The organism is Mycolicibacterium bacteremicum, from assembly GCF_002086115.1.
GTDB lineage: Bacteria > Actinomycetota > Actinomycetes > Mycobacteriales > Mycobacteriaceae > Mycobacterium > Mycobacterium bacteremicum.
Genome location: NZ_MVHJ01000001.1, coordinates 178,077 through 190,491, shown reverse-complemented (window position 1 = coordinate 190,491; position 12,415 = coordinate 178,077). Strand labels below are relative to the sequence as shown.

The 12,415-nt window shown below is 66.2% G+C and carries 8 protein-coding genes; 6 read left to right on the top strand and 2 right to left on the bottom strand.

Annotated elements, in window-relative coordinates:
- Window positions 1–13: 13 nt before the first annotated feature.
- The 4 genes from treY (at window position 14) to BST17_RS00835 (ending at window position 6,364) form a co-directional block, all read left to right on the top strand.
- The gene (treY, locus tag BST17_RS00850) at window positions 14–2,278 is read left to right on the top strand and encodes a malto-oligosyltrehalose synthase (protein WP_083054628.1); all 2,265 of its coding nucleotides are present in this window, start codon (window positions 14–16) and stop codon (window positions 2,276–2,278) included.
- Window positions 2,278–4,002 carry a malto-oligosyltrehalose trehalohydrolase gene (gene treZ, locus BST17_RS00845; protein WP_083054626.1) on the top strand — a complete coding sequence of 575 codons (1,725 nt, stop codon included), beginning with the start codon at window positions 2,278–2,280 and terminating at the stop codon, window positions 4,000–4,002. Before treY ends, treZ begins: the two co-directional genes overlap by 1 nt.
- 115 nt (window positions 4,003–4,117) lie before the next feature.
- Window positions 4,118–5,152 carry a nitroreductase family protein gene (locus tag BST17_RS00840; protein WP_207573542.1) on the top strand — a complete coding sequence of 345 codons (1,035 nt, stop codon included), beginning with the start codon at window positions 4,118–4,120 and terminating at the stop codon, window positions 5,150–5,152.
- 111 nt (window positions 5,153–5,263) lie between these two features.
- On the top strand, window positions 5,264–6,364 hold the full coding sequence (locus tag BST17_RS00835; RefSeq protein ID WP_083054624.1) for a polysaccharide pyruvyl transferase family protein: 1,101 nt from the start codon (window positions 5,264–5,266) through the stop codon (window positions 6,362–6,364).
- Between the two features lie 29 nt (window positions 6,365–6,393).
- On the opposite strand, the gene ilvA is transcribed toward BST17_RS00835, so the two are convergent.
- Complete coding sequence (ilvA, locus tag BST17_RS00830) at window positions 6,394–7,668, bottom strand: threonine ammonia-lyase IlvA (protein WP_083054622.1); 1,275 nt, start codon at window positions 7,666–7,668, stop codon at window positions 6,394–6,396.
- 114 nt (window positions 7,669–7,782) lie between these two features.
- Between ilvA and BST17_RS00825 the strand changes: the two genes are divergently transcribed.
- Window positions 7,783–7,974: a hypothetical protein gene (locus BST17_RS00825; RefSeq protein WP_083054620.1), complete on the top strand. Its 192-nt coding sequence runs from the start codon at window positions 7,783–7,785 to the stop codon at window positions 7,972–7,974.
- A 162-nt stretch (window positions 7,975–8,136) separates the two neighbouring features.
- Window positions 8,137–8,805, top strand: a complete 669-nt coding sequence (locus BST17_RS00820; protein ID WP_133053491.1) for a class I SAM-dependent methyltransferase — start codon at window positions 8,137–8,139, stop codon at window positions 8,803–8,805.
- A 9-nt stretch (window positions 8,806–8,814) separates the two neighbouring features.
- On the opposite strand, the gene dnaE is transcribed toward BST17_RS00820, so the two are convergent.
- Window positions 8,815–12,381 carry a DNA polymerase III subunit alpha gene (dnaE, locus tag BST17_RS00815; RefSeq protein ID WP_083054616.1) on the bottom strand — a complete coding sequence of 1,189 codons (3,567 nt, stop codon included), beginning with the start codon at window positions 12,379–12,381 and terminating at the stop codon, window positions 8,815–8,817.
- Window positions 12,382–12,415 lie beyond the last annotated feature (34 nt).

Genomic DNA, 12,415 nt, shown 5'->3' with positions numbered 1-12,415 from the left:
GCGGTAACGGCTGATGGGTGTCCCGCTCTCCACATATCGGCTTCAGATGCGCGGTGACGCCTTCACCTTCGCCGAGGCGGTGGATCTGCTCGACTACCTGGACGATCTCGGTGTCTCGCACCTGTACCTGTCCCCCATCCTGACCGCAGCCGAGGGCTCCACCCATGGCTATGACGTCACCGACCCCACCTCGGTCTCGGCTGCCCTCGGCGGACCCGAGGGCCTGGCGGCGCTGGCGGCCGGTGCGCGCGAACGGGGTCTCGGACTGATCGTCGACATCGTGCCCAATCACGTCGGCGTCGACGACCCGGCGACCAACCCGTGGTGGTGGGACGTACTCACCCACGGCCGGGATTCCCGCTACAGCAGCTATTTCGACATCGACTGGGATCTGGCCGGCGGCCGAGTTGTGTTGCCGGTGTTGGGATCCGACGACGATGTGGCCGACCTGAGCATCGACGGTGAGGTGCTGCGACTCGGGGACCGGACGTGGCCGATAGCGCCCGGTACCGGCGAGGGCAGCGCCGCCGAGGTGTATGCGCGTCAGCACTACTCGCTGATCGGTTGGCGTAACAACGTGTGCGGGTACCGCCGCTTCTTCTCCATCACCTCGCTGGCCGGGCTACGACAGGAGGACCCGGCGGTCTTCGCGGCCTCCCACGGGGAGGTGGCGCGCTGGTTCGACCAAGGGCTGGTCGACGGGCTGCGCATCGACCATCCGGACGGCCTGACCGATCCCGCCGACTATCTGCAGCGGCTGCGCGAGTTGGTCGGTCCGGCGGCCTGGATCGTGATCGAGAAGATTCTGGCCCCCGACGAGGCTCTGGACACCGCGCTGCCGGTCGACGGCGCGACCGGCTACGACGCGTTGCGCGAGGTCGGCGGGGTGTTCATCGACCCCGCCGCCGAGCCCGAACTGACCGGACTCTACGGCCAGGACGGCGATTACGAGGCGCAGGTCGCCGAGTTGAAGACCCGCGCGGCGACCGTCACCCTGGCCAGTGAGCTGGCCCGCGTGCACCGCACCATCGTCGCCGAGACCGGGTCGGATCACCCACAGCTGCCCGAGGCCGTCACCGCCCTGCTCACCCACATCGGGGTATACCGCTTCGACTATCCCGCGCTGGCCGCCCTCGGGCCGGTCGCGGTCGGCCAAACCATCGCGGCGCGACCAGATCTCGCGGCACCCCTGCAGATCATCTCGGCCGCGCTGGCCGGTGCCGGTGAATCCGCCAAACGCATCCAGCAACTGTGTGGGGCGGTCACCGCCAAGGCCGTCGAGGACTGCCAGTTCTACCGGGACGCCCGGCTGGTGACACTCAACGAGGTCGGCGGTGAACCCGACTTCTTCGGCGTCAGTGCCGCCGAGTTTCACACCCGGGCCGCGGCCCGGGCGCGGTTGTGGCCGCACGCGATGGTCACCACGTCCACCCACGACACCAAGCGCAGCGAGGACGTCCGGGCCCGTATCGGGGTGCTGTCCCAGGTTCCGGCGCTGTGGGCCGACCGTATCGCGCGGTGGTCGCAGGTGGTCATTCCGCCCGACCCCGGAACCGGGCTCTTCCTGTGGCAGAACATCTTCGGCGTCTGGCCCACCGACGGCGAGGTGTCCGACGAGCTGCGCACGCGGTTGCACGATTATGCCGAGAAGGCAATCCGGGAGGCGGCGGTGCACACCACCTGGAACGACCCCGACAGCGAGTTCGAGCGGGCCGTACACGACTGGCTCGATGCCGTCCTGGACGGGCCGGTGGCCACCGAGCTGACCGCGCTGGTCGGCCAGCTGCACCCGCACGGCCACAATGACGCGGTCGGCCAGAAGCTGTTGGCACTCACGGTGCCCGGTGTCCCCGATGTCTACCAGGGCACCGAGTTGCTCGACGACAGTCTGGTCGACCCGGACAACCGTCGACCGGTCAACTATGCGGCGCGGCGTGCCGCGCTGGCGGAGCTGTCCGATCCCAAGATGCGCGTCGTACACGGGGCGCTGCGCTCCCGGCGCGAGCGGCCGGAGACCTACCTGTCCGGCGGATACCGTGCCCTGCTCGCCGACGGGTCGGCCGCCGACCACGTGGTGGCCTTCGGCCGGGGTGACGACGTCGTGGTGGCAGTCCGCAGATGGACCGCGCGGTTGGAGGAAATCGGCTGGGAGGAGACCCGTTTGACGCTGCCCGAGGGTCAGTGGGTCGATCGGCTGACCGGCCGTGGGTTCACCGGCGCGGTGAACGCGGCCGACCTGTTCGCCGAGCTGCCCGGTGTGCTGCTGGAGCGTGCCTGATGACCACATTCGAAGTATGGGCTCCCCGACCCGACCGGGTGCAGCTGGAGGTGAACGGTACCCGGCACCCGATGGTGCGCGACACCGGGAACTGGTGGCGCGCCGAGGTGGACGCGCCCGCAGACAGCCGGTACGGGTTCGTCCTGGACGACGATGACACCGCGCTGCCCGACCCGCGCTCGGCACGCCAGCCCGACGGCGTACACGGCCCGTCCCAGTTGTGGCGGCCGGCCACCGGGCCGGCACCCTGGGCCGGACGTTCCATCGAGGGCGCCACCATCTACGAACTGCACATCGGCACGTTCACGCCGGCGGGCACGCTCGATGCGGCCGCCGAGAAGTTGGACCACCTCGTGGATCTCGGCGTGGACTTCGTCGAGCTCATGCCGGTCAATGCGTTCAGCGGAACCCACGGCTGGGGCTATGACGGCGTGCTCTGGTACGCGGTCCACGAACCCTACGGCGGGCCGGATGCGCTGGTGCGCTTCGTCGATGCCTGCCATGCCCACGGACTCGGTGTGCTCATCGATGCGGTGTTCAACCACCTCGGACCGTCCGGCAACTACCTGCCCCGGTTCGGGCCGTACCTGTCCAGCGGCAGCAATCCGTGGGGCGAATCGATCAATATCGCCGATGAGGGTGCCGACGAGGTGCGCCGCTACATCATCGACTGTGCGTTGCGCTGGATGCGCGACTTCGGAGCCGACGGCCTGCGGCTGGACGCGGTGCACGCACTGGTGGACACCACCGCCATCCACATCCTGGAGGAGTTGTCGGCCGAAACCGACGATCTGGCAGCGCAGTTGGGGCGTCCGCTGTCGTTGATCGCGGAGAGCGACATGAACGACCCCCGGACCATCACCCCGCGCGCGCAGGGTGGGCTCGGGCTGACCGCCCAATGGGATGACGACATCCACCACGCCATCCACACCGCCGTCTCGGGCGAACGGCAGGGTTATTACAGCGATTTCGGGTCGATGCAGACCCTGGCCCAGACCCTGGCACACGGCTTCTACCACGCCGGCACGTTCTCGTCCTTCCGCGGCCGCAGGCACGGTAGGCCGCTGGACATCGCGACCATCCCCGCCACCAGGCTGTTGGCATACACGCTGACCCACGACCAGGTCGGCAACCGGGCCGTCGGCGACCGGCCGTCACAGAACCTGACACCCGGACAGCTGGCGGTCAAGGCCGCCCTGGCGCTGGGATCGCCCTACACCGCGATGTTGTTCATGGGCGAGGAGTGGGGCTCGAGCAGTCCGTTCCAATTCTTCAGCTCGCACCCCGAGCCGGAACTGGCGCGCGCCACCGCAGAGGGCCGCAAGGCCGAGTTCGCCGCGCACGGATGGGATGCCGACGAGATCCCCGACCCGCAGGACCCGGCGACGTTCGAACGGTCCAAGCTGAACTGGGGCGAGGTCGACGACGGTGTGCACGCCCGCCTACACGACACATATCGCGGCCTGATCGCGTTGCGGCACAACGAGTCCGATTTCGCCGATCCGTGGCTGACGCATCTGCGCATCGACTACGACGAGGCGGCGCGCTGGATCATCATGTATCGCGGCGAGTTCGCGGTGGTCTGCAACCTGGCCGATACCGCGGTGACGGTGCCGGTCACGGGTGAGGTCGTGTTGGCCTGGGAGCAACCGGCACCCGACGGGGACGGCACCCGCATTCCGGGACAGTCGTTCGCGGTGCTGCGGACTCTGCAGGAGCCTTGATTGGACTTGTCGCCGCTCGACTTGCGTACGTGCGGTGCGGCCGTCAGCGATAGTCTTGGTCGGAGTGGTCACACCACTCCGTCGCTTTTCGTCTGCCGGAGGAATATCGCACCCGATGAAATACTCGATCGACGACGTCCCGGGAACCGTACGCGTTCGCGACGAATTGCTGCTGGCGCATCAATACATTTCTGACTGGAAGCAATTCCGCCGCCACTCCGGGCTGTTCGGTGCGCGCGGTACCCGTTTGACGGCTCGGGTCGTCATGGACGCGCACCGGATCGAGAAGGGGCTCGCGCTCAGAGCTCCGAAAGAATGGTTCGGGAAGGACGTGCTGCCGCGACTCAAGCGGAACTTGGACAGACTTCCGCACTCCGGCGAACATCACGTGGAGCACGCTCGTTCAATGGCCCATGGGGCGCTAGCCGCCTACTTTGCGCACTTCGATGCGTCTGGCGTGCCGGCACCGAAGTGGTTGACAGCAGAACTGCGGACGGCGCTACTGCCGGACTCCCCCGACCTAACACTCGGCGGGACGAAACCGCGTACGGTTGCCAGCTTTCCAAGCGTGGAGGCATTCGACAATCTCATCGAGTCCAGGGAGAGCGTACGGCACTTTGCCAAATCAGCCGTTGCGTTGTCGGATATCGAGGAGGCGGCACGGATCGCCGACAACTCGCCGTCGGTGTGCAATCGTCAAGGATCCCGAATAAGAGTATTCGCCCGCGGACCAGCAGCAGATGCGCTTCTCAAGTACCAGAACGGCAATACTGGGTTCGGCGCCGACGCGAGCTTCACGCTGTTGATCACGCACGATCTCGAAACAATGGTGGCGCCCTCCGAGCGGAATCAGGCGTTTGTCGATGGCGGGCTTTATGCGATGACGCTGGTGTATGCCCTGCACGCACGTGGGATTGGAACGTGTTGCCTGAACTGGAGCACGACCCAGGCGAAGGACAGGGGTTTGCGCAGGGAGATCGGTCTTCCTCCGAACGAGGTCGTGATCATGATGGTGGCGGTCGGATATCCGGCCGAGGACAGCCGGGTGGCGGTGTCGTCGATTCGGCAGGACCGGTATGCCGTCGGGATGGCCGCCCCGTCGTCACGCCCGCGTGCTGCCCGCCAGACGGCCCCTCGGCCCGCTCGTTAGGGGGCTCTCGGTGCCATGTCACGACGGAACCTGTAAGTATTCTCAGAAGCTCGCACTGCGCGACTATCCCTTCCCCGCCGCTCATACAAAACATCACAGGAATGCGAAAGCATGACAACAGTGGTCATCGCGCCGCCGGCCGCGGGCAACATCGGTGATCAGGCGCTGGTCGAGAGTGCCCTGCACAACATCGTCGGCGATGTCCACCTGATCGTGCGCAAGGCCGGTGACGTGCAACTCGAGCACCTCCCGGCGACGGGGCGCGCACTTACCGAAATCGTGCTCCCGGATCTCATCTATGGCCGAGGGCTCGCGCGTCGCCGGGATGTGCGGCGGTATCGAAGTTTGCTGAACGATGCGTCCTCCGTCCGCATCGTCGGCGCCGACATCATGGACGGCCGTTACTGCCTACGCGCCTCGATCGCCCGCGCCCGCATGGCGCAGATAGCCGTCGAGCACGGCGTCCCGGCGGCCGTGCTCGGTTTCAGCTGGAGTCCGAAAGCCCGGGCGCGGGCCGTCCGGGCGGTGAAGAGGGCCAGCGATGCGGGTGTGGTGCTGTACGCCCGCGACCCGGCGAGCCACCGCCGGCTGGACAAGATCGGCGTGCAGCCGGCGTCGGCCGCCGATGTCGTCTTCACCCAGGACTCAGCGGACCGGGACGCCGCACGCCGGGTGCTCGATCAGATCGGGGTCACTAACGGTGAGCGCTATGTACTGGTGAACGCCAGTGGACTGGTCGGCAAGTCGGCACAGGTGGCGTCCTATGTCGAGGTGATCCGCAGTGTGCGGGCCAGGGGTATCACCCCGGTGCTGCTGCCGCATGTGTCCCGAAAGACCGCCGACGATCAACACGCACTCGATCAGATCGTCGCAGCGGTGACCGATCCGTTGCCGCGGGTGTCCTCGCTACAACTGCCCGATGTCGTCCGCGGCCTTTGCGCAGGTGCGACCGCTGTCGTCACCGGGCGTATGCATCTGGGCGTGATGTCCTTGCGAATGGGGACGCCGGCGGTGATCGTTTCCACGCAAGGCAAGGTCGAAGGCCTGATGGAGATGTTCGGCATGCCCGAATGCTGCGTGGGCGCCGACCCACAGCTCAGCGACATGCCTGTCACGACCACTGCGGTGCTCGACGATCACGACGGCTATGTGGCAAAGATTGCTGAACGGCTGCCGAGCGTGATCGCGCTCGCCGAACGCAACTTTGGATAGTGATCGTGTCGCACAACGACTTCGGCGTATCAGGTCAGGTAGCGATATGTTGGTGAACCCGGCTCCAGCAGCTCGACATGGGCGTCGGAGGCCTGCATCCGCTTGAGCAGGCCATCGAGATCACCGGCCGATCCCATCTCGATGCCGACCAGCGCCTCGCCGGTTTCCCGGTTGTTGCGCTTGACGTACTCGAAGAGCGTGATGTCGTCGTTGGGCCCGAGCACGGTGTCCAGGAAGCCGCGCAGCGCCCCGGGCTCCTGCGGGAAGTCGACCAGGAAGTAATGCTTGAGGCCGCGGTGCACCAGGGAGCGTTCGAGGATCTCGCCATAGCGCGAGACGTCGTTGTTGCCCCCGGAGATGATGCACACCACCGTCGCCCCCGGGGTGATGTCGGCCTCCAGCAGCGCGGCCACCGACAGCGCCCCCGCCGGTTCGGCGATGATGCCCTCGTTCTGGTACAGGTCCAGCATCGCCGAGCAGACCGCGCCCTCGTCGACCGAGGTGATGGAGAGCATGTCCCCTGCTGCGGCCAGCGCCGCGAACGTGTGGGTGCCGGCCCGGGCGACGGCGGCACCGTCGACGAACTGATCGACGTGGTCCAGGGTCACCGGCGCGCCCGCCGCCAGCGCGGCGAGCATCGACGCGGCGCCGGCCGGTTCGACGCCGAGAACCGCGGTGCCGGTGGTGCGCTCGGCCAGATAGGTGGTGATGCCGGCGATACATCCGCCGCCGCCGACCGGGACAACCACCAGATCGGGTTCGCCGGGAAGCTGGTCGAGCAGTTCGACCGCGATGGTGCCCTGGCCGGCCATGGTGCGTGGGTCGTCATACGGCGGGACCAGGGTCGCGCCGGTGCGGGCAACGTCATCGAGGGCGGCCTGGGCGGCCAGGTCATAGGTCTTGCCGCCGACGATGAGCTCGATGAAGTCACCGCCGTGGTAGCGGATGCGGTCACGCTTCTGCTTCGGCGTCTTGGCAGGTACGTAGACCCGACCGTGCACGCCCATCGACCGGCAGGCCAGCGCGAAGCCCTGGGCGTGGTTTCCCGCCGAGGAGCAGACCACGCCCGCGGCGAGTTCGCCGGGGGTGAGCTGCATCAGCATGTTGTACGCACCACGCAGCTTGTACGACCGGACCGCCTGCAGGTCTTCCCGCTTGAGATAGACCTGGGCGCCGGTGATCTGGGAGAGCCGATCGCTGAACTGCAACGGGCTGACGGTGACCACCCCGGAAATTCGCTCGGCGGCCTCGTCCACGTCGGTGGCGGTCAGCGGCGAAGTGCTCTGGTTCAGATCGGTGGACACCCCGACAATGGTGCCACCACCTGGGCGGTCCATGAAAATTGATATGACTGACGCGACACACCGGATCCAGAGTTTCGGTTGCCCGAACTCTCGGATCAGAGTTATCGTGTAGGCGTGACCACCCACACCGAAATCGCGATCGCCGGCATCCCCTGGCCGGTGTACAAGTTGCTTGCCGTGATCGTCGGTGTCGTCATGCTGCTGCTCGTCGGTGTCGTCACCGTGAGCATGGGCACCGCGGTGCTGACCGCCGCCGGCGCCGCGACGCTGGTGTGGCTGGTCGGCAGCATCACCGCACGCCGTTAGCGCCAAGACTGTCTCGATCCGGTATCTGTATCCGGCAAGGGGCACAAAGTAATCCAGGTAGTGCGTGTGCACTCCGTAGACTGGCGGCGCCGAACGGAGCACGGCCGACAGCCACTGCTTCCGGTCAATTCATCGCGCATCGTCTACGCATCAAGGGGTTCTGTGAGAGATCTTGAGGATTACGAATTCCTGCTCAAGCGTCGTTTTTTGGGCATCAAGATCTACAACCAGCCATGGTTCGGCAGCAGCACGGCCACCGACTGGTTCCTGGACACCATCAAGAACACCGACCGGTATCTGGAGTTCGGCACGGGCGGCTCGACGTACACCGCGGCGAAGTTCGGAGTGGAGTTCGTGGCGGTCGATTCAGATCGTGAGTTCCTCGACGCAGTCGAGAAGAAGATCACGGATGAAGGGTTTGCCGATCCAATGAGGCAGACATTCGTCCACGCGGATATCGGCAAGACCGGCGGCCGCGGACGCCCCCTGCATTGGAAGACCGCAGATTCGGAGAGGCTGGACGCTTTCCGGCGATACTCCGACCCTCCAGCACAAAGCCTCGCCGGCGGAAAGACGCCCGACTTCGTCCTCGTCGACGGGCGCTTCCGGGTCGCTTGTGCGCTGAAGGCGTTGCGGATGCTGCACGGGCGCGACGGGTGGACGCTCGCAGTCGACGACTATGCGCGTCGTCGCAAGTACCACGTGATCACCGAGTTCGCCGAGCCGGACGAATATGTGGCCGACCGGATCGCCGTATTCCACAGCACCACGAGTTTCAGCGCCGACGAGCTTGATCGGCGCATACGGGAATTCGAGGTCCTGCCGGACTGAGATCGGTCCTCAGCCGCCCAGGCAGCCGGGGCCCAGCAGCGCCTTGAGGTCCCCCATCAGCGCCGAGGACGGTGTCACGCGCAGCGACTGGTCGAGTTCGAGCGTGGTGATGCGTTCGCCACTGATCAGCCGTAGGTGCACCTGCGAGGTGCCCGGATGGCGCGCCAGCACCTGCTTGAGTGCGGTGACCTTGTCCACCGTGCACTGCCGGGTCGGCAGGCTCACCGCGACGGGCCGGTCGCCCTGGGCATTCGAGAAGTCCGGTACCACAAGGTCATTGGCGATCAACGAGATCCGGTCGTCGCGGATGGCCACCTTCGCCCCGACGATGACGACCGCATCATCGGCGATGTCGGCGCCGAACGCCGAGTAGGTCTGCGGGAAGAACAGCACCTCGATGCCGCCGGTCAGGTCCTCGACCTGTGCCGACGCCCACGGCAGGCCGTTCTTGTTGACCCGTCGGTTCACCGACGCCAGGATGCCGCCGATGCGCACCTGGGTGTCGTTGGCGATATCGCCTTCCAGGATGGCCGGGATCTGGGTGTCGACGTGCGCGCTGAGCAGATGGGCGACGCCGTCGAGCGGGTGCCCGGACACGTAGAGACCCAGCATCTCGCGCTCGAGGGCGAGCTTGTGTTTGTCCTCCCATTCGCCCTCGGGTACCGGGATGGTGAACACCGACTCCATGCCGGTGTCGGCGTCGCCGCCGCCGAACAGGTCGAACTGCCCGATGGCCTCGGCCTTCTTGGTGCCCAGCACCGAGTCGACGGCGTCGGCATGCACCAGGAACAGACCCTTGCGGGGGTGCCCCAGCGAGTCGAAGGCGCCGGCCTTGATCAACGACTCCGTCACCTTCTTGTTGCAAGCGGCGATGTCGATCTTGTTCAGGTAGTCCGAAAAATCGGTGTACTTGCCCTTCTCGTTGCGGGCGTTGATGATCGACTGCACGACATTCGCGCCGACGTTACGCACACCGCCGAGGCCGTAGCGGATATCGGCGCCCACCGAGGCGAAGTTGTGCACCGACTCGTTGACATCCGGTGGCAGCACGGTGATTCCGAGCCGACGGCAGTCCGACAGGTAGATCGCGGCCTTGTCCTTGTCGTCACCGACAGAGGTGAGCAGACCGGCCATGTACTCGGCCTGATAGTTGGCCTTGAGATAGGCGGTCCAGAACGACACCAGGCCATACCCGGCGGCGTGTGACTTGTTGAACGCGTATCCGGCGAACGGAAGGATGGTGTCCCACAAGGCCTTCACGGCGGCCTCGGAGAAACCGTTGGCCGTCATGCCCTCCTTGAAGCCCTTGTACTCGGCCTCGAGCACCTCAAGCTTCTTCTTGCCCATGGCTTTTCGCAGCGCGTCGGCCTTGCCCATGGTGTAGGAGGCGACCTTCTGGGCGATGAACATGATCTGCTCTTGGTAGACGATCAGGCCGTAGGTCTCGGCCAGGATCTCCTTGAGCGGCTCTTCGAGCTCGGGATGGATCGGCGTGATCGGCTGGCGACCGTTCTTGCGGTCGGCGTAGTCGTTGTGCGCGTTCATGCCCATCGGGCCGGGCCGGTACAGCGCCAGCACGGCCACGATGTCGTTGAAGCCGGTCGGCTGCATGCGACGCAGCAGATCGCGCATCGGCCCGCCGTCGAGCTGGAACACCCCCAGGGTGTCACCGCGGGAGAGCAGTTCGTAGGTCGCCGGATCATCGAGGGGCAGATGGTCCATGTCCAGGTCCATGCCGCGGTTGGCCTTGATGTTCTCCAGCGCGTCACCGATGACGGTGAGGTTGCGCAGCCCCAGGAAGTCCATCTTCAGCAGGCCGATGGCCTCACACGACGGGTAGTCCCAGCCGGTGATGATCGCGCCGTCCTGCGGGCGCTTCCACAGCGGGATCGCGTCGACCAGCGGCTCGGAGCTCATGATCACCGCGCAGGCGTGCACGCCGGCGTTGCGGACCAGGCCTTCCAGGCCGCGGGCGGTCTCGTAGATGGTGCGCACATCGGGATCGGTGTCGATGAGCCCGCGGACCTCGGCGGCTTCCTTGTACCGCTCGTGCTTGGGATCGGTGATACCCGACAGCGGGATGTCCTTGGCCATGATCGGCGGCGGCAGCGCCTTGGTGATGCGGTCGGCGATGGCGAAACCGGGCTGACCGTAGTTGACCCGGGCCGAGTCCTTGAGTGCGGCCTTGGTCTTGATGGTGCCGAAGGTGATGACCTGCGCCACGCGGTCACTGCCCCACTTGTCGCTGGCGTAGCGCACCATCTCACCGCGGCGGCGGTCGTCGAAGTCGATATCGATATCGGGTGCCGACGGGCGTTCAGGGTTCAGGAACCGCTCGAACAGCAGACCGTGCGGGATCGGGTCGATGTTCGTGATGCCCATGGCGTAGGCCACCAGCGAACCGGCCGCGGACCCACGACCCGGGCCCACCCGGATGTTCACCGAGCGGGCGTAGTTGATCAGGTCGGCGACGATCAGGAAGTAGGCCGGGAAGCCCTTGTCGCAGATGACCTTGATCTCGTAGTTGGCGCGATCGATGTACTCCTGCGGAATCGCCGCGCCCGGGAACCGCCGCTCCGCCAGGCCGGTCATCACCTCGTGCGTCAGCCAGGTCTGCTGGTCATGGCCCTCCGGCACCGGGAACACCGGCATCCGGTCGCGCGGCGACCACACATCGGCGTAGGACTGGACCCGCTCACCGATCAGCAGGGTCGAATCACACGCGCCGGGGACCTGGAGATCCCACAGCGCCCGCATGTCGGCGGCGGACTTCAGGTAATAGCCATCACCGTCGAACTTGAACCGGGTCGGATCGGAGAGTGTCTTGCCGGTCTGCACACAGAGCAGTGCCTCGTGGGTCTGCGAGGCCTCGCGCGTCACGTAGTGGCAGTCGTTGGTGGCCAGCGGCGGGATACCGAGCTTGCGGCCCACTTCCAGCAGGCCTTCGCGGACCCGGCGCTCGATCTCGATGCCGTGATCCATCAGCTCCAGGAAGAAGTTCTCCTTACCGAAGATGTCCTGCCATTTGGCGGCGGCTTCAAGGGCCTCCCGCTCATGCCCGAGCCGTAGCCGGGTCTGCACCTCCCCCGACGGACACCCGGTCGTGGCGATGATGCCCGTGGCGTGCTCGGCGATCAGCTCGGCATCCATCCGCGACCACTTGCCCAGCTGTCCCTCGAAGGAGGCCATCGACGACAGTTTGAACAGGTTGCGCAGCCCGGTCGCGTTCTCGGCGACCATCGTCATGTGGGTGTAGGCACCGGAGCCCGAGACGTCGTCGCCCTTCTGGTTGCGGTCGCCCCAGAGCACGCGCTTGGTGTCGAATCGTGACTCCGGAGCGATGTAGGCCTCGATACCGATGATCGGCTTGATGCCGGCGGCCGTGGCGACGTTGTAGAACTCGCTGGCGCCGAACATGTTGCCGTGGTCGGTCATCCCGATGGCCGGCATCTCCAGGCGCTGCGCCTCGGCGATCATCGGCTTGACCTTGGCAGCGCCGTCCAGCATCGAGTATTCGGTGTGATTGTGCAGATGCACGAAGCTCGAAGACCCAGAAGGGGTGGCACCGGTACCCATAGGCCAGTCAGTCTAGGGCGCGGCACCGACAGCT